This window comes from Parasalinivibrio latis, assembly GCF_036825535.1.
GTDB classification, from domain to species: Bacteria; Pseudomonadota; Gammaproteobacteria; order Enterobacterales; family Vibrionaceae; genus Parasalinivibrio; species Parasalinivibrio latis.
Map to the genome: position 1 here is coordinate 413245 of NZ_CP098812.1, position 17910 is coordinate 431154.

Sequence of the window (17910 nt, forward strand, 5' to 3'; positions counted from 1 at the left end):
GATCCTACGGGTGTTGACGTGAGTGGAGAAATTGATGGAAAAGATGCGTGTCACCATAGCTGCGGGCATTATCCTCAACCGGGAAGGTACTGAGGTATTTATCACCCGGCGTGCAGCGAAGGCGCACCAGGGAGGCTTCTGGGAGTTTCCTGGAGGAAAAGTCGAGCAGGATGAATCCCCGGCAACCGCTGTTATCCGGGAACTGGATGAAGAAGTGGGAATCAAGGTAAAAACTGTTGAGCCGTTTCTTTCACTCAATCATGACTACCCGGACAAGAGCCTCTCGTTCGATTTTTTCCTGGTGCGGGATTTTACCGGTGAACCATTTGGCCGCGAAGGCCAGCCGGGACAGTGGGTAAAGCTGAACGAACTCGGTCGTTACGATTTCCCGGCGGCAAATGGCGTGGTGCTGGAGAAAATGGAAAGGGAATTGGGTGAAAACGAGCAGTAAGGGAACAGATGCTAAGTGGCGAGACAAGAGACTACAATGTGTTGATTTCGTTGGCCTGTTAACGAGCAGCTATGAACAAGCTCGATTCTCTATACTCACCACTCACGGCTAGTTTCAGTAATTCTCGTCTTCTGACCAGCCATCAGAGTCAGACATATCCGGCGCACCCGGGATACTCTTCTCTTCGTTAGCCCATTCGCCAAGATCAATCAGCTGGCAGCGTTTGCAGCAAAACGGGCGGAAGGGGCTGGCGTCACTCCAGACTACGTTTCCAGCGCAGGTTGGGCATTTCACGATAGCTGGCTGGACGTTGTTTTTGTCACTCATAGGTAGTTCCTTAACAAACCGCAATACGGAAGGGCAGGTTTTCAGGGATTTCCTTGCCTTCGGTAAAAGGAATAAATCGAATTGCAAACCGGCTTCTGTGGCCGGAAATCAAAGGGTAAACCCCAAACTCGGGTGACAGGCCAAGCCGTATCATGCTGCCGTTGTCACTGTCCTGCTGGTAAAAGCCGTTGCGGGCTGTCTGTGCCAGGAAAGGGCTGCTTTCGCGCTGGATCCTGAGCCACAGGGCAAGGGCTGTTTGCAGGCTGGCTAACGGTGACAGCCAGCGGGATATATCGGCTTGCTGCTGCTCTGCCGGGCAATGAAGCCAATGGTGCAGGCTGGGTACGTCAAAACTGCAACTGCCGCCGGGCAGGGAGAATCGTTGCCGGATACCGGACAGGAACTTGTCTTCCCGCAGGTGTTGGCCCAGCCGGGGAGAGGAGAGGATGGCCTTATGGCTGCCGTCAAGCTCATTGAGGATCTGCTGCAACATCGCCTGATCCACATGCGGGATATCCATCAGGCTGCGAAGACGCTGGCGTTGCTTGTCAAGGTCCTTAGCCAGGTCAGCCTTGACCTGAACCTGCTCCAGGATCTCCTGGAGATCAAACAAACCACGGAACAACGAGATGTATGGCATGTCTGCCTGGTTACGTGCCACCGTCACCTGGTTTAAGAGCGCATCTAACCGCAGGTAAACCCGGGCCTGTTCATTCAGGGGATGTTCATAGACGATATCGGTCATTTGGCCTGGCCTGAAGCTGCCAGCGTCAGATAGATTCTGTGCAGGTCAGCTACTTTGTTGTGAAGTTGTTCGGGATAGTGATCATTTTCGATAATATCATCGGCCACGGCAAGCCGTTCTTCCCTTGTTGCCTGCGCAGAAAGGATATTTTTTACCTGGGCTTCACTAACATTGTCGCGCGAGACCGTACGGGCAACCTGTGTGCTTTCAGACACATCCACCACCAATACCCGGTCAGCCATGTTCTGCAGCTTGTTTTCGACCAGTAGCGGGACAATCAACAGACAATAGGGTGATGTTGCCTCCTGGCACTGGCGGAGCATCTCTTCCCTGATCATGGGGTGAAGCAAGCCGTTGAGCCAGGCTTTGTCTTCCGGATGGTTGAATATATGTTCCCGCAGTTTTGCCCGGTCAAGTTGTCCGGATGGAAGCAGTATCCCATCTCCGAATCTTTCCTGGATTTCACCCAGTCCCGGGCTTCCCGGTTCCACGACCTCGCGAGCAATGACATCTGCGTCAACCAGGTCGATACCATGCTCGGCAAACAGGTTGGCAACCGTGGTTTTTCCACTGCCGATACCGCCGGTAATGGCGACTACATAGGCCATATCACACTCCGAGATATACCGTTAAATACCAGTGGATGATTTTATCGCCCCAAAGCAGGCAAACCCAACCGGCAATTGCCAGGTACGGGCCAAAAGCAAAAGGCTGGCTGGTGGATTGCCCGGCTCGGCGGAGCTGGATAATGCCAAATATGGCCCCGGTCAGGGAGGCGAGCAGGATAAGAAGAGGAAGGGACTGCCAGCCAAGCCATGCCCCGAGTGCGGCTAACAGCTTAAAGTCGCCGTATCCCATGCCGTCTTTGCCTGTCAGTAACTTAAACGCCCAGAACACGCTCCAGAGAGAAAGGTAGCCCGCCATTGCACCCACCACGGAATCACTGAGGGATACCGGGGAAATACCAAATACTGACACCGCAATCCCCGCCCAGAGCAGCGGCAAGGTAATACTGTCCGGCAGAAGCTGGGTATCGGCATCGATAAAGGTAAGCGCGATCAGGGTCCAGCTTGCGGCCATTACGGCAAGGCTCCAGCCAGACGGGGGAAGCATAATGGCAATAGCGAGGCTGACAAGGCCGGTCAGTGTTTCTACCGCCGGGTAGCGGATACTGATAGGAGTTTTGCAGTGGCGGCACTTGCCCCCAAGGATCAGCCAACTGATAACCGGGATATTATCCCTGGCTTCAACCTGGGTATGGCAATGGCCACAACGGGAGCGGGGAACTGAGAGGTTGAATGTTTCATCAGTAATGGTGAGGTTTGCTTCCGGGAAACACTCTGCACATTCCCTTTTCCAGCCTCGTTCCATCATTACCGGCAGGCGGTAAATTACCACATTGAGGAAACTGCCGACGATAATGCCAAAAACAGTCGCAGCGGTGTAATACAGCCAGGGTTGCACAGTCAGCAGACTAATCAGTGAATCCATTAAAACATCCTGATTGTGGCGGGATCGCCTTGATAAAGTTCAACGTTCTACTTTAAACGGGCAGGGGTAAACCGGCAATCCAGAAGGTGATTTTTGCCGGGTTGCGGGACGCGTTTCTTTCCCTGTACCTGTCAGAAGAAAAACACGTCATAAAGAAATTACCCTACCACGCTCATTAAGTTGAAGATGGGGAGGTACATCGCAACCACGATACTGCCAATAAGGCCCCCCAGTATCAGGATGATCATAGGTTCGATAATCTGCCCCAGGTTATCAACGGTGTTATCAACTTCGGCCTCGTAGATGGTTGCCAGGCGGTTCAGCATATCGTCCAGTGATCCGGATTCTTCACCGATCATCACCATCTCCAGCACCATTTCCGGGAAAATACCGGACTGGCGCATCGCCAAATAGAGTGGCGAGCCGGCCGCAGTGTGCATGTGTACCTGCTCCATTCCCTGTTTGAAATGCAGGTTGTTGGCTGATTGGGATGCGGACAGCAGCCCGCTCAGGATAGGGATACCGGAGCTGAACGTTGTTGCCAGTGTCCGGCTTATCCGGGCAATGGCGGCCTTGCCAAAAATGGGGCCAAAAATTGGGATTTTCAGCATTGTCCGGCAGGATTTCAGCTGCAAGCTTTCGCTGCGCTTTTTTGCCTGCTTATAGGTAAAGACAAACGCGATAATCCCCAGCAAAAGGTAGAGGCCGTGCTGCTGAATCAGGTTGGAAAGATCGACAATTTTCTGGGTGAACCAGGGAAGGTCGGTGTTAAAAGAACGGAAGATGGCATCAAACTGCGGGATAACAAACAGCAGCATACCAACGGTAACACCAATGGCAACCGTGCTGACAATTCCTGGGTAAATCATGGCTTTTACCACTTTTTTCCGCAGTGCTTCCGTTTTTTCCCGGTACTGGGTAATACGCTTAAAAACCTCTGCCAGATGGCCGGTCTGTTCGCCCACGGCCACCAAGTCACAGTAAAAGGTGTCAAATAATGGGGAGGCAGATTTCAGTGCCTGGGAGAGTGGGGTACCGGCTTCAATTTTGCTGCACACCTGCGCCAGGATGGCGCGCAATTCCCCCTGTCTTGTCCCGTCACGGATCATCTTGATTGACTGTATCAGCGGGACACCGGCATCAAGCATGGTTGCTAGCTGGCGGCTTAGCATAGTGATGTGGGTGGGTTTGGCCCGGTTGCGCATCATGGTAGTTGCTGAGGGCTTACGGGCTTTGAACTTGGTGGTACGGATCTTCAGTTTGTTCAGGTGTGCACGGACTTCTGGTTCACTCAGCGCCAACATATCACCGGCACATTTTTTTCCGTCCGGTGCGATGCCTTTCCAGAAGAAGTGTTTTAATTCATTGTGGTTTTTCACCGTCATTCCCTCGAATACAAGCCGGGTTAACGCAACTGGATAACCCGCTGAACCTCTTCCAGACTGGTGATGCCTTCGCATACGGCCCGGATCCCGGATTTCGACAATGTGTGCATGCCTTCTTTGATCGCCTGGTGCTCAAGCTCCATGGCATTGGCACTGTGCAGGATCACCTCTGACAATGCCGGTGTCATGGGCATCAGCTCATAAATACCCAGCCGGCCAAGGTAGCCGTTATTGCAGTGGTCACAGCCGTTGTGGTTGGCGCGGTAAATGGTTTGCTGGGTCAGCTCCGCGAACCTTTTTGACAGGAACAGGTAGTTTTCCCCTGACAAATCTTCCGGCTGCCGGCAGTGTTTGCAAAGCCGCCTTGTCAGGCGCTGTGCGATGATAAGGCTCAGCGAAGAAGCCAGGTTGTAGCCGGGAACCCCCATATTGGCAAGGCGCACAATGGTTTCTGCCGCAGAGTTGGTATGCAGGGTGGAAAGTACCAGGTGGCCGGTCTGGGCGGCCTTGATAGCAATTTCGGCGGTTTCCAGATCCCGGATCTCGCCAACCATTACCACATCCGGATCCTGACGCAGGAACGAACGAAGTGCGGCGGCAAAATCCAGCCCGATCTCCCGGTTAACGTTAACTTGGTTAATGCCGGGAAGGTTGATTTCTACCGGGTCTTCGGCGGTTGAGATGTTTTTTTCCGGCTGGTTCAGGTAGCTGAGCCCACTGTACAGGGAAACGGTTTTTCCGCTCCCGGTCGGCCCGGTGACCAGGATCATCCCCTGGGGTTTGTTCAGGGCATTGAGGTAGCTGCACTCCTGGCCTTTGGTGTAACCGAGCTGGCTGATCTCCAGTTTGACATTCCCGCTGTCGAGAAGGCGCAGGACGATCTTCTCACCCCATAGTGTCGGCAGGCTGGATACCCGCATATCGATGGAAACCCCAGCGCCGATATCCAGTTTCATCCGGCCGTCCTGAGGTAAGCGGCGCTCAGCGATATTCAACCCGGCAAGGATCTTAAGCCGGGTTGCCAGGCGGCGGGAAACCCCCAGAGGCGGTTCGCTGTAGATCTGCAAGATACCGTCAAGCCGGAAGCGGATCCGGTAGCTGTGCTCGTAGGGTTCGAAGTGGATATCGGATGCCTGTTTACGGGTGGCATCTATCAGCACCTGGTAGATATAGCGGCTGACCGGGGCGTCATCGTTGAGCTCGGCAACGCCGCTGCCACTGTCATCAAGGTTTTCCAGCATCGCCAGCTCATCTTCGCTGACACTGACGCTGCGGCTCTCCCCGCTGATACGTTTGCCGTAAAGCCGACGGATTGCCCCCTCAATCTGGCCGATTTCCAACAGTACCGGGATAACCTGGTAGCCGGTGGCAAAGCGGAATTCATCTTGCGTATCAAGCCGGGTAGGGTCACAGATGCCCAGAAACAATTGGTTGTCCTGAATCGCCAGTGGGATCACCTGGTGGGAGAGCACCATTTCCTTATGGCCAAGGTTCTGGCTGGTGGCTTCCCAGGGGTAGGCTTCCAGACGCTCTACTGCGTCTCCGAAGATCTGGGATATCTGTTCAGCCAATGCCAGGCCGGTAGAAATGCCTAAAGCGACCAATGCCGAGGGCACATTGCTGCCCTCGGCACTGACTTTGTTGCTAATTTCTTGCTCCTGCGCCGGGGTAATAAATTCCGCCTGACGCAGAACAGCAGCAAGGTTTGTGTTCATTGATTATTTACAAGCGTCTAAAGGCACACCCGTGTTATTTGCACAACTCCAACCATTAGAGTTGCTTTTAGTGTAAACAATAGTTTTTGTGTTGATTGATGTATTTGCATTGAACGCAAATGTTGCAGTTCCTCCTGAAGCAGTTGCCGCTAAGGTAATGCTACCTAAATTTGTCATGTCAGTGTTTCCACCAACATCCGTAACCGCAGCGGGGAAAGAACCTTTTTCTTGCTGATATAGGTCTATATTGGTTTGAAGTGAGCGTAAGGTTGCTAAGCCAGCGGCCGCTTCGGATTTCTTAACATAGTCTTGATAAGCGGGAATCGCGATCGCAGAAAGCACACCAATTACCGCCACCACAATCATCAGCTCAATCAAGCTGAAACCTTGTTGCTTTTTCATTTCTCTCTCCGTTAATAAATAGCAGTACTTATACTGTGGTGACTAATTTACTCCCGGAAACTGACTTGGATAGTAGGCAGTTTGGCGTGCTTCGAGTTGCGCCACAAAATTGACACTAACTGTCTGTCATGACTTAAAAAACTTAGAAGTGAGTCGAGAAAAATCTGAGGGGAATATCAGGCAAGCAAGGGGATTGCCTGCCCGGAAAAATCAGCTAAAGCGCATGGAAAGATCCATCGCCCGGATATGTTTGGTCAGGGCACCGACAGAAATAAAATCCACCCCGGTTTCAGCAAAGGCTCGGATGGTTTTATGGGTCACATTGCCGGAGACTTCCAATGCCACCCGTCCCTGGTTAATCAGCACCGCATCACGCATCATACCGGTGGTGAAGTTATCCAGCATCACAATGTCGGCACCGGCATTGATGGCCAGTTGCAGCTCGTCCAAGCTCTCGACTTCAATTTCAATCGGCTTGTTCGGGTTCAGTTCCCGGGCCTTGCTGATCACCGCTTCAATCCCGCCACAGGCGATAATGTGATTTTCCTTAATCAGGTAGGCGTCAAAAACCCCGATTCGGTGATTGTGGCCGCCGCCGCAGGTTACAGCATATTTCAGCGCACTGCGAAGGCCGGGGATAGTCTTGCGGGTATCGAGCAACCGGGTCTGGGTGCCTTCCAGCTCTTTGGCATAAGTAGCGACTACCGTGGCGCAGCCTGAAAGGGTCTGGACAAAGTTCATCGCATTGCGCTCCCCGGTCAGGAGCAACCGGGCAGGGCCTGTCAGCTTGCAAAGCACCTGGTTTGGGGTGACGGTGTCGCCGTCTTCCACCTGCCACTCCAGCGTCACGCTGCCACCGAGCTGGCGGAATACTTCGTCAGCAAAAGCCTTGCCGCAGAATATGCCGTCTTCCCGGGTGATCAACGTGGCTTCGCTGATACGGTCTTCCGGGATCAGTTGGGCTGTCACATCAAGTGACGGGTCAACCATCCCGCCAAGGTCTTCACGAAGTGCATCAGCAACGCAACGCTGTACATCAATGCTGAGCATGGCCTCGACAGCCTGCTGACGGGATTCGGCATTGTGGAACGAGAATTTGGCTTGGTCGGGAGTGGGTTGGCTCATGGGTTTGCAGTCCATTGTTTATCAGGTGACGTAATCTGCGCACAATGATACATACCGGCCAAGATATTGCCATCATGTTTGACGGAGGTTTGTATTTGGATCCGGTTTCTTTTCGGTTTTGTGTGCAGCAGACACAACCCTCCTGCGCGGCTTCAATTCTTGCACGTGATACAACATACTGAATGAAGTGGTAACTTGTCTTTTTATCCGGGAAATAGTGTCCATGTCATCCTTCCTTGTCTCTCACGATCACTGGCTGTCTCCTGCGCGCCGCAGCCCTTCTCCGCACTTTAATACCCGGCCGGACATTAACGATATTTCCCTGTTGGTTATCCATAACATCAGCCTGCCGCCCGGCCAGTTTGGCGGCACCTATGTGGAAGACTTTTTCCTTGGCAACCTGACTTCTACTGCGCATCCGTTTTTTGATGAGATCCGGGATGTCCAGGTGTCATCGCACCTGTTTATCCGGCGGGACGGGGAAGTGGTGCAGTTCGTTCCGTTTAACGGGCGGGCATGGCATGCAGGCCAATCGTGTTTTGATGGCCGGGAAAACTGCAATGACTACTCAATCGGTATTGAGCTGGAAGGGACTGATACCCAGGCGTATACCGATGGGCAGTATGAGGCTTTGAAAGGCGTGACTGAAGCACTGTTAAAACGTTATCCGGCTATCACCCCTGAACGTATCACCGGGCATGAGCATATTGCCCCAGGCCGGAAAACGGATCCCGGTTCAGCATTTGACTGGACACGCTATATCCAAAACCTGGATAGCATCTAAACTCTTCTGGTATCCCTGCCATTTCGCCTCTTTTTGTAAATTTGGTCTTACCAATTATGTTGAGAGGCTATTATCTGGTCTGACTAATAAGTGTTAAATTGAGCTCGTTTCTTTGATTGAGGTCAAGTTTTTGGTGGACACTTATAAATCCATCTGGTAACGTGTAAACATAAAGTGAAATTGGTAAGACCAATTTACACGATAAGCTAAAAAGCAAAATAAAGTCAGTAAAGAACACCTATAAGTAAAGCGTCACCGTTAACGTAAAGCCACACTGAGCGCTAACGCAGCCTAACAACAAAAAAGAAGATTTCAGTCAGCACGATGGCCTATCAACGTATCAGGCAACCAAAACTTTCCGATGTAATCGAGAAAGAGCTGGAAAGCCTAATTTTGGAAGGAACACTCTCCCCGGGGCAGAAATTGCCGCCGGAGCGCGAACTTGCGGTCAAGTTCGACGTGTCCCGCCCGTCAATCCGGGAAGCCATCCAGCGACTGGAAGCAAAGAAGCTGCTTTACCGCCGTCAGGGCGGCGGCACTTTTGTCAGTGACCGTCTTTGGCAGAGTTTTTCTGAACCATTGATTGAACTGCTTGCCGACCATCCCGAATCCCAATTCGACTTACTTGAATCCCGCCATGCCCTGGAAGGGATTTCAGCCCACTACGCTGCCTTACGGGGCACCGAAGAAGACTTTCAACGTATCCGGTCATGCCATGACGAGATACAGAGACTCCAGCAAAAAGGTGACCTAGAGGATGAAGCCCGGGCCGTCATGCAGTATCTGGTAGCCGTAACTGAAGCCGCGCATAACGTGGTTCTGCTTCATATCGTAAGAAGCCTGGCACCTCTGCTGGAGCAAAACGTATTACAAAACTTTGAGCTGCTGTACCGCCGCAAAGATGTGGTGGAGAAAGTCAGTACGCACAGGGCGGGTATTGTAGAGGCGATTGTCTCTGGTGAACCTGAAAAGGCACGCCAGGCATCCCATGCACACTTAGCCTACATTGAGGAAACTTTGTTGGACCTGCGCCGGGAAGAAAGCCGAAGAGAGCGATCACTGCGCCGCATCCAACAACGCAAGGATGAGCTGGAGTAACTGTTCTCACAGATTGCGGCGTTATCAGTTACGCCAGCTGCGAGAATGCCGAGTTTTGTACGAATCAATCAACGAAAGGATAGATCGCCATGTCTGAAGTCATTAACCATGACGTCGACGCACTGGAGACCCAAGAGTGGCTTGCAGCCCTTGAGTCTGTCGTTCGTGAAGAAGGTGTAGAACGTGCACAGTATCTGCTTGAGCAAGTACTTGAGCAGGCACGTCTCGACGGTGTTGATATGCCTACCGGTATCAACACTAACTACGTAAATACGATCCCGGCTACTCAGGAGCCAGCGTATCCTGGTGATACCACCCTTGAGCGCCGTATCCGTTCTATTATCCGCTGGAACGCGATCATGATCGTTCTGCGTGCTTCGAAGAAAGATCTTGAGCTGGGTGGCCACATGGCTTCATTCCAGTCTTCTGCTGCATTCTATGAAGTATGTTTTAACCACTTCTTCCGCGCACCTAATGAGGTGGACGGCGGTGACCTGGTTTATTATCAGGGTCATATCTCCCCAGGCATCTATTCTCGCGCCTTTGTTGAAGGCCGCCTGACCGAAGAGCAACTGGACAACTTCCGCCAGGAAGTAGACGGCAAGGGTATCCCTTCATACCCTCACCCTAAACTGATGCCTGAGTTCTGGCAGTTCCCAACCGTATCTATGGGTCTGGGCCCAATCTCCGCTATTTACCAGGCACGTTTCCTCAAGTACCTGAGCGGCCGTGGTATGAAAGATACCACTAACCAGCGCGTATACGCTTTCCTTGGCGATGGCGAGATGGATGAGCCGGAATCACGCGGTGCAATCTCGTTCGCAGCCCGTGAAAAGCTGGATAACCTGTGCTTCCTGATCAACTGTAACCTGCAGCGCCTCGACGGCCCAGTTATGGGTAACGGCAAGATCATCCAAGAGCTGGAAGGCCTGTTCAAAGGTGCCGGCTGGAACGTTATCAAGGTTGTCTGGGGCAGTGGCTGGGACAAACTGCTGGCAAAAGACAGCACCGGCAAACTGCTTCAACTGATGAATGAAACCATCGACGGCGACTACCAGACCTTTAAGTCTAAAGATGGTGCATACGTTCGCGAGCACTTCTTCGGCAAGTACCCAGAAACTGCAGCACTGGTTGCAGATATGACTGACGAAGAAATCTTTGCCCTGAAGCGTGGTGGCCATGAGCCAAGCAAGCTGTACGCTGCATTCAAGAACGCTCAGGACACCAAAGACCGCCCAACCGTGATCCTGGCCAAGACCGTTAAAGGTTATGGCATGGGTGATGCGGCGGAAGGCAAGAACATTGCCCACCAGGTGAAGAAGATGGACATGACCCACGTCCAGCACCTGCGTGACCGCCTGGGCTTGCAAGACCTGGTTTCAGATGAATCACTGAAGTCCCTGCCTTACCTGAAGCTGGAAGAGGGCAGTGCAGAGTTTGAATACCTGCACGCACGCCGTAAGGCACTGCATGGCTATACACCACAGCGCCTGCCTAAGTTTACTGAAGAGTTCGTGGCGCCTGAGCTGGATGAGTTCAAGCCTCTGCTGGAAGAGCAGAAGCGTGACATCTCTACCACAATGGGCTTTGTACGAGCGCTGAACGTTCTGCTGAAAAACAAAAACATTGGCAAGAATGTTGTACCAATCATTGCGGATGAAGCCCGTACTTTCGGTATGGAAGGCCTGTTCCGCCAGATCGGTATTTACAACCCGCACGGCCAGAACTACACCCCACAGGACCGCGATATCGTTTCTTACTATAAAGAAGCAACATCAGGCCAGGTTCTGCAGGAAGGTATCAACGAACTGGGTGCGATGTCATCATGGGTTGCTGCTGCGACATCTTACAGCACCAACAACCTGCCAATGATTCCGTTCTACATCTACTACTCTATGTTCGGCTTCCAACGTGTTGGCGACATGGCGTGGATGGCGGGTGACCAACAGGCTCGCGGCTTCCTGCTGGGCGCCACTGCCGGTCGTACTACCCTGAACGGTGAAGGCCTGCAGCACGAAGACGGTCACAGCCATATCATGGCTGGCACTGTTCCTAACTGTGTGTCTTATGACCCAACTTTCGCTTATGAAGTTGCCGTTATCATGCAAGATGGTATCCGCCGTATGTACGGTGAGCAGGAGAATGTCTTCTACTACCTGACGCTGATGAACGAAAACTACGCAATGCCAGCGATGCCGGAAGGCGCTGAAGAGGGTATCCGTAAGGGTATCTACAAGCTGGAAAGCTATAGTGGCGACAAGAACAAAGTTCAGTTGATGAGCTCCGGCACCATCATGAACGAAGTTCGTAAAGCCGCTCAGATCCTTAGCGAAGAATACGGCATTGCATCTGACGTTTACTCTGTAACCTCGTTCAACGAACTGGCACGTGAAGGCCAGGACTGTGAGCGCTTTAACATGCTGCACCCAGAAGCTGAGCAGAAGGTTCCTTACATTGCTCAGGTTATGGGTAGTGAGCCGGCTGTTGCTGCAACTGACTACATGAAGAACTATGCCGAACAGGTTCGCGCATTTGTTCCTGCTGAGTCTTACAAAGTTCTGGGTACTGACGGCTTTGGCCGCTCAGACAGCCGTGAAAACCTGCGTCGTCACTTTGAAGTGAACGCTGGTTACGTGGTAGTAGCTGCCCTGAATGAGCTGGCAAAACGTGGTGATGTTGAGAAATCTGTAGTGGCTGAAGCCATCAAGAAATTCAACATCGACGCTGACAAGATGAACCCGCTATTTGCGTAAGAGACGAGACAATGGCAATCGAAATTTACGTACCAGATATCGGCGCTGATGAAGTTGATGTAACTGAAATCCTTGTCAGCGTGGGTGACACCGTAGAAGAAGAGCAGTCACTGATCACAGTTGAAGGTGACAAAGCTTCTATGGAAGTTCCTGCTCCACAGGCAGGCGTTGTAAAAGAAATCAAAATCGCTGAAGGCGACAAAGTGTCTACCGGCTCTTTGATCATGGTCTTCGAAGCAGCAGGTGCAGTTGAAACTGCACCTCAGCCAGCAGCTGAAGCGGCGCCTGCGCCTGCAGCAGCGCCGGCTGCGGCTGAGCTGAAAGAAGTCTTCGTACCTGATATCGGCGGTGACGAAGTAGAAGTGACCGAAATCATGGTTGCAGTCGGTGACAGCATCGAAGAAGAGCAGTCACTGATCACTGTTGAAGGTGACAAGGCTTCTATGGAAGTGCCAGCACCTTTCGCCGGTGTGCTGAAAGAGATCAAAGTTGCAGCGGGCGACAAAGTGTCCACTGGCTCTCTTATCATGGTATTCGAAACAGCTGGATCTGGTGCTGCACCTGTGGCTGCAGCTCCGGTTGAAGCACCTGCAGCTGCACCTGTCGCTGGTGGAACGAAAGAAGTTCACGTTCCGGATATCGGCGGTGATGAAGTAGAAGTGACCGAAATCATGGTGGCGGTTGGTGACAGCATTGCTGAAGAGCAATCACTGATCACCGTTGAAGGTGACAAGGCTTCTATGGAAGTCCCTGCACCATTCGCCGGTACCGTGAAAGAAATCAAAGTGGCGGCAGGCGATAAAGTGTCTACCGGCTCTCTGATTATGGTCTTTGAAGTTGCTGGTGCTCCGGCAGCAGCCGCTCCGGCTCCTGCAGCTCAACCAGCAGCTCAGGCATCTGCTCCTGCTGCATCGGCTCCACAAGCTGCAGCCCCGGCAGCAGAAGCAAAAGCCGGTGAGTTTGTGGAAAACAATGAGTACGCGCATGCTTCTCCTGTTGTCCGCCGCCTGGCTCGTGAGTTTGGTGTAAACCTGGCGAAGGTTAAAGGTACCGGCCGTAAGGGACGTGTACTGAAAGAAGACGTTCAGAGTTTCGTAAAAGATGCTCTCAAGCGTCTGGAATCTGGCGCGGCTGCCGCTGCATCCGGCAAGGGTGACGGTGCTGCACTGGGTCTGCTGCCTTGGCCTAAGGTTGATTTCAGCAAGTTTGGCGAGACTGAAGTTAAGCCTCTGTCTCGTATCAAGAAGATCTCTGGTGCCAACCTGCACCGTAACTGGGTAATGATTCCGCATGTTACCCAGTGGGATAACGCTGACATCACCGAGCTGGAAGCATTCCGTAAAGAACAGAATGCCATTGAAGCTAAGAAAGATTCAGGCATGAAGATCACCCCGCTGGTGTTCATCATGAAAGCGGCTGCGAAGGCCCTGGAAGCGTTCCCTTCATTCAACTCTTCTCTGTCTGAAGACGGTGAGAGCCTGATCCTGAAGAAGTACGTGAACATCGGTATCGCAGTTGATACACCAAACGGGCTGGTTGTTCCTGTTGTCCGCGACGTGAACAAGAAAGGTATCCACGAGCTGTCTAACGAGCTGGTGGAAATCTCCAAGAAGGCACGTGCCGGTAAGCTGACTGCATCTGATATGTCTGGCGGCTGCTTCACCATCTCAAGCCTGGGTGGCCTGGGTGGTACTGCATTTACACCAATCGTAAATGCACCGGAAGTGGGCATCCTGGGTGTATCCAAGTCTGAAATGAAGCCAGTATGGAACGGCAAGGAATTTGAACCTCGCCTGATGCTGCCTCTGTCACTGTCTTATGATCACCGAGTGATCGACGGTGCGGAAGGTGCACGCTTCGTGACATTCCTGAATGGTGTACTGTCAGACATTCGTCGTCTGGTACTGTAATTTATCATTCACACTTCCGCACCGTTGGGGGCGGAAGTGTTGTCCAGCTCACAGGCCCGGCGTTTAGATTTTTCAGGCTATTAACAGGGCTGTAAAATCTTTGTCCTATAAAAACCAGAAAAACACAAAAAATGTCCCGGCCTGTCAGGGATAAAAGACTACAAGAGGTCAGAATGAGTAAAGAAATTAAAGCCCAAGTTGTGGTGCTGGGTGCGGGACCTGCAGGTTACTCTGCCGCTTTCCGTTGTGCCGATCTGGGTCTGGAAACTGTACTGATTGAGCGTTACAGCACCCTGGGCGGTGTATGTCTGAACGTTGGCTGTATTCCTTCTAAAGCCCTGCTGCACGTTGCTAAGGTTATCGAAGAAGCCAAAGCACTTGCTGACCACGGCATCGTATTTGGTGAGCCTTCTACAGATATTGACAAGATTCGTCTGTGGAAAGAAAAAGTTATTAATCAGCTGACCGGTGGTCTCGCTGGTATGGCGAAAATGCGTAAAGTTACCGTTGTGAACGGTTTCGGTAAATTCACCAGCGCCAACTCTATTGAAGTAGAAGGCGACGGTGAGAAGACTGTCGTTAACTTTGATAATGCCATCATTGCAGCTGGTTCTCGTCCTATTCAGCTTCCATTTATCCCACATGAAGATCCTCGTATCTGGGATTCAACCGACGCGCTGGAACTGAAAGAAGTTCCTGAGCGCCTGCTGGTTATGGGCGGTGGTATTATCGGCCTGGAAATGGGTACGGTTTACCATGCGCTGGGTTCCCAAATTGACGTGGTTGAGATGTTTGACCAAGTTATCCCTGCGGCCGATAAAGATATCGTTAAGGTATTCACCAAGCGTATCAGCAAGAAGTTCAATCTGATGCTCGAAACCAAGGTGACTGCTGTAGAAGCCAAAGAAGATGGCATCTATGTATCGATGGAAGGCAAGAAAGCCCCAGCAGAAGCTCAGCGTTATGATGCCGTACTGGTTGCTATCGGTCGTGTGCCAAACGGTAAGGTACTTGAAGCAGAAAAAGCCGGTGTTGAAGTGGATGAGCGTGGCTTTATCAACGTTGATAAGCAAATGCGCACCAATATCCCTCACATCTATGCTATCGGTGATATCGTTGGTCAGCCAATGCTGGCTCACAAAGGTGTTCACGAAGGTCACGTTGCCGCAGAAGTTATTGCCGGTAAGAAGCATTACTTCGATCCTAAGGTGATTCCTTCTATTGCTTATACTGAGCCAGAAGTTGCTTGGGTTGGTAAAACTGAGAAGGAAGCTAAGGCAGAAGGTATCAACTACGAAGTTGCAACTTTCCCTTGGGCCGCATCAGGCCGTGCGATTGCATCTGACTGTGCAGATGGCATGACCAAGCTGATCTTCGACAAAGAAACACACCGTGTTATCGGTGGTGCTATCGTAGGTACCAATGGTGGCGAACTGCTGGGTGAAATTGGCCTGGCGATTGAGATGGGCTGTGATGCGGAAGACATTGCGCTGACTATCCACGCTCACCCAACACTGCATGAATCAGTGGGTCTGGCTGCAGAGGTGTTTGAAGGTACAATCACTGACCTGCCAAATGCCAAGGCTAAAAAGAAGAAGTAATTAATACTTCCTCTACCTATATAGACAGTAATTTTCAAAAGACACCTGCGGGTGTCTTTTTTGCTTTTCCCACTGATTGGGGATAAGTGGTGTTAACGTCTCCCTGTTTTACACAGCGATTTGCTCGAAAAACACACCACGAAGGTTGCTTATTAATCGCATTGTTTACTTTATGTTCGCTTGAATTGTTTTTTTGAAAAAACGCTTGTGGAAAAATCTGAAGTCCCTATACTGCGCTCCTGTCGACGGGGAACGGAGTGTGACTCCGGTCACGAAAGCGGTAAAACGAAGTCTCAGGATAACGTACGCTAACGTCGATATTGCTCTTTAACAATTTGACCATGCAATCTGTGTGGGCACTCGTTGAAACAGAATAAAAGATTTATTCAATGAATCGAGTGACCAAACGAGATTCCTGAAAAGGAATATCGGCACAGTCAATTCATTCCTTAGTAATAAGGAATAACAGTATTCATTGAGCCAAACCTTCGGGTTTGAAAAAACTTTAATTGAAGAGTTTGATCATGGCTCAGATTGAACGCTGGCGGCAGGCCTAACACATGCAAGTCGAGCGGCAGCGACAACAACAATCCTTCGGGAGCGTTGTTGGGCGGCGAGCGGCGGACGGGTGAGTAATGCTTGGGGATCTGCCTCTGGGCGGGGGATAACTACTGGAAACGGTAGCTAATACCGCATAATGTCTACGGACCAAAGCGGGGGACCTTCGGGCCTCGCACCCAGAGATGAGCCCAAGTGGGATTAGCTAGTTGGTGGGGTAATGGCTCACCAAGGCGACGATCCCTAGCTGGTCTGAGAGGATGATCAGCCACACTGGAACTGAGACACGGTCCAGACTCCTACGGGAGGCAGCAGTGGGGAATATTGCACAATGGGGGAAACCCTGATGCAGCCATGCCGCGTGTGTGAAGAAGGCCTTCGGGTTGTAAAGCACTTTCAGCAGTGAGGAAGGTGGTGTAGTTAATAGCTGCACCATTTGACGTTAGCTGCAGAAGAAGCACCGGCTAACTCCGTGCCAGCAGCCGCGGTAATACGGAGGGTGCGAGCGTTAATCGGAATTACTGGGCGTAAAGCGCATGCAGGCGGTCTGTTAAGTCAGATGTGAAAGCCCCGGGCTTAACCTGGGAGTTGCATTTGAGACTGGCAGGCTAGAGTCTTGTAGAGGGGGGTAGAATTCCAGGTGTAGCGGTGAAATGCGTAGAGATCTGGAGGAATACCGGTGGCGAAGGCGGCCCCCTGGACAAAGACTGACGCTCAGATGCGAAAGCGTGGGGAGCAAACAGGATTAGATACCCTGGTAGTCCACGCCGTAAACGATGTCTACTTGGAGGTTGTGCCTATAAGGTGTGGCTTTCGGAGCTAACGTGTTAAGTAGACCGCCTGGGGAGTACGGCCGCAAGGTTAAAACTCAAATGAATTGACGGGGGCCCGCACAAGCGGTGGAGCATGTGGTTTAATTCGATGCAACGCGAAGAACCTTACCTACTCTTGACATCCAGAGAAGCTTGAAGAGATTCGAGTGTGCCTTCGGGAGCTCTGAGACAGGTGCTGCATGGCTGTCGTCAGCTCGTGTTGTGAAATGTTGGGTTAAGTCCCGCAACGAGCGCAACCCTTATCCTTGTTTGCCAGCGAGTCATGTCGGGAACTCCAGGGAGACTGCCGGTGATAAACCGGAGGAAGGTGGGGACGACGTCAAGTCATCATGGCCCTTACGAGTAGGGCTACACACGTGCTACAATGGCATATACAGAGGGCAGCGAGACCGCGAGGTGGAGCGAATCCCAGAAAGTATGTCGTAGTCCGGATTGGAGTCTGCAACTCGACTCCATGAAGTCGGAATCGCTAGTAATCGTGGATCAGAATGCCACGGTGAATACGTTCCCGGGCCTTGTACACACCGCCCGTCACACCATGGGAGTGGGTTGCACCAGAAGTAGATAGCTTAACCTTCGGGAGGGCGTTTACCACGGTGTGATTCATGACTGGGGTGAAGTCGTAACAAGGTAGCCCTAGGGGAACCTGGGGCTGGATCACCTCCTTACCTAAACTGCTTCATGAGTGTCCACACAGATTGCTTGGTCGAAAAGTAAAGAGAGTATTTTGTT

The 17910-nt window shown here is 51.8% G+C and carries 14 protein-coding genes and 1 rRNA gene; 7 read left to right on the forward strand and 8 right to left on the reverse strand.

Features of this window, described 5'->3' with window-relative positions; all coding sequences use genetic code 11:
• Window positions 1-34: 34 nt before the first annotated feature.
• Window positions 35-451 carry an 8-oxo-dGTP diphosphatase MutT gene (gene mutT / locus NF212_RS02095; protein ID WP_434358402.1) on the forward strand — a complete coding sequence of 139 codons (417 nt, stop codon included), beginning with the start codon at window positions 35-37 and terminating at the stop codon, window positions 449-451.
• A gap of 114 nt (window positions 452-565) precedes the next feature.
• On the opposite strand, the gene yacG is transcribed toward mutT, so the two are convergent.
• From yacG to nadC, 8 genes are all read right to left on the reverse strand, one after another.
• Window positions 566-778 (reverse strand): DNA gyrase inhibitor YacG, encoded by a 213-nt coding sequence (gene yacG / locus NF212_RS02100; protein ID WP_434358404.1) that lies wholly within the window; start codon window positions 776-778, stop codon window positions 566-568.
• Between the two features lie 10 nt (window positions 779-788).
• Window positions 789-1523: a cell division protein ZapD gene (gene zapD / locus NF212_RS02105; protein WP_434358406.1), complete on the reverse strand. Its 735-nt coding sequence runs from the start codon at window positions 1521-1523 to the stop codon at window positions 789-791.
• On the reverse strand, window positions 1520-2131 hold the full coding sequence (gene coaE, locus NF212_RS02110) for a dephospho-CoA kinase (RefSeq protein ID WP_434358408.1): 612 nt from the start codon (window positions 2129-2131) through the stop codon (window positions 1520-1522). The genes zapD and coaE overlap by 4 nt, the downstream gene beginning before the upstream one ends.
• A 1-nt stretch (window position 2132) precedes the next feature.
• Window positions 2133-3002: a prepilin peptidase gene (locus tag NF212_RS02115; RefSeq protein WP_434360814.1), complete on the reverse strand. Its 870-nt coding sequence runs from the start codon at window positions 3000-3002 to the stop codon at window positions 2133-2135.
• A gap of 170 nt (window positions 3003-3172) precedes the next feature.
• The gene (locus NF212_RS02120; RefSeq protein ID WP_434360815.1) at window positions 3173-4399 is read right to left on the reverse strand and encodes a type II secretion system F family protein; all 1227 of its coding nucleotides are present in this window, start codon (window positions 4397-4399) and stop codon (window positions 3173-3175) included.
• 20 nt (window positions 4400-4419) lie between these two features.
• The gene (gene pilB / locus NF212_RS02125; RefSeq protein ID WP_434358410.1) at window positions 4420-6114 is read right to left on the reverse strand and encodes a type IV-A pilus assembly ATPase PilB; all 1695 of its coding nucleotides are present in this window, start codon (window positions 6112-6114) and stop codon (window positions 4420-4422) included.
• Window positions 6115-6117: 3 nt separating this feature from the next.
• Window positions 6118-6516 (reverse strand): pilin, encoded by a 399-nt coding sequence (locus tag NF212_RS02130; RefSeq protein WP_434358412.1) that lies wholly within the window; start codon window positions 6514-6516, stop codon window positions 6118-6120.
• A 210-nt stretch (window positions 6517-6726) separates the two neighbouring features.
• A complete protein-coding gene (nadC, locus tag NF212_RS02135; protein ID WP_434360816.1) occupies window positions 6727-7566 on the reverse strand; it encodes a carboxylating nicotinate-nucleotide diphosphorylase in 840 nt (279 codons plus the stop codon).
• Window positions 7567-7864: 298 nt separating this feature from the next.
• Here nadC and ampD point away from each other — a divergent pair, with 298 nt between their 5' ends.
• From ampD to NF212_RS02165, 6 genes are all read left to right on the forward strand, one after another.
• A complete protein-coding gene (ampD, locus tag NF212_RS02140) occupies window positions 7865-8425 on the forward strand; it encodes a 1,6-anhydro-N-acetylmuramyl-L-alanine amidase AmpD (RefSeq protein WP_434358414.1) in 561 nt (186 codons plus the stop codon).
• 324 nt (window positions 8426-8749) lie between these two features.
• Complete coding sequence (gene pdhR / locus NF212_RS02145; protein ID WP_434358416.1) at window positions 8750-9523, forward strand: pyruvate dehydrogenase complex transcriptional repressor PdhR; 774 nt, start codon at window positions 8750-8752, stop codon at window positions 9521-9523.
• Window positions 9524-9612: 89 nt separating this feature from the next.
• Window positions 9613-12276 carry a pyruvate dehydrogenase (acetyl-transferring), homodimeric type gene (gene aceE / locus NF212_RS02150; protein WP_434358418.1) on the forward strand — a complete coding sequence of 888 codons (2664 nt, stop codon included), beginning with the start codon at window positions 9613-9615 and terminating at the stop codon, window positions 12274-12276.
• A gap of 11 nt (window positions 12277-12287) precedes the next feature.
• Complete coding sequence (gene aceF / locus NF212_RS02155) at window positions 12288-14186, forward strand: pyruvate dehydrogenase complex dihydrolipoyllysine-residue acetyltransferase (RefSeq protein ID WP_434358420.1); 1899 nt, start codon at window positions 12288-12290, stop codon at window positions 14184-14186.
• A 173-nt stretch (window positions 14187-14359) separates the two neighbouring features.
• Window positions 14360-15787, forward strand: coding sequence for a dihydrolipoyl dehydrogenase (gene lpdA / locus NF212_RS02160; protein ID WP_434358422.1), 1428 nt, complete (start codon window positions 14360-14362; stop codon window positions 15785-15787).
• 506 nt (window positions 15788-16293) lie between these two features.
• Window positions 16294-17846: ribosomal RNA gene (locus tag NF212_RS02165) — 16S ribosomal RNA — on the forward strand.
• Window positions 17847-17910: the final 64 nt, after the last annotated feature.

What these genes read in the sequence shown, in the direction of transcription:
- aceE (WP_434358418.1), top strand. Translation starts at nt 9,613, where the DNA reads ATGTCTGAAGTCATTAACCATGACGTCGACGCACTGGAGACCCAAGAG.
- mutT (WP_434358402.1), top strand. Translation starts at nt 35, where the DNA reads ATGGAAAAGATGCGTGTCACCATAGCTGCGGGCATTATCCTCAACCGG.
- NF212_RS02120 (WP_434360815.1), bottom strand. Translation starts at nt 4,399, where the DNA reads ATGACGGTGAAAAACCACAATGAATTAAAACACTTCTTCTGGAAAGGC.
- yacG (WP_434358404.1), bottom strand. Translation starts at nt 778, where the DNA reads ATGAGTGACAAAAACAACGTCCAGCCAGCTATCGTGAAATGCCCAACC.
- ampD (WP_434358414.1), top strand. Translation starts at nt 7,865, where the DNA reads ATGTCATCCTTCCTTGTCTCTCACGATCACTGGCTGTCTCCTGCGCGC.
- pdhR (WP_434358416.1), top strand. Translation starts at nt 8,750, where the DNA reads ATGGCCTATCAACGTATCAGGCAACCAAAACTTTCCGATGTAATCGAG.
- nadC (WP_434360816.1), bottom strand. Translation starts at nt 7,566, where the DNA reads ATGCTCAGCATTGATGTACAGCGTTGCGTTGCTGATGCACTTCGTGAA.
- aceF (WP_434358420.1), top strand. Translation starts at nt 12,288, where the DNA reads ATGGCAATCGAAATTTACGTACCAGATATCGGCGCTGATGAAGTTGAT.
- lpdA (WP_434358422.1), top strand. Translation starts at nt 14,360, where the DNA reads ATGAGTAAAGAAATTAAAGCCCAAGTTGTGGTGCTGGGTGCGGGACCT.
- NF212_RS02130 (WP_434358412.1), bottom strand. Translation starts at nt 6,516, where the DNA reads ATGAAAAAGCAACAAGGTTTCAGCTTGATTGAGCTGATGATTGTGGTG.
- zapD (WP_434358406.1), bottom strand. Translation starts at nt 1,523, where the DNA reads ATGACCGATATCGTCTATGAACATCCCCTGAATGAACAGGCCCGGGTT.
- pilB (WP_434358410.1), bottom strand. Translation starts at nt 6,114, where the DNA reads ATGAACACAAACCTTGCTGCTGTTCTGCGTCAGGCGGAATTTATTACC.
- coaE (WP_434358408.1), bottom strand. Translation starts at nt 2,131, where the DNA reads ATGGCCTATGTAGTCGCCATTACCGGCGGTATCGGCAGTGGAAAAACC.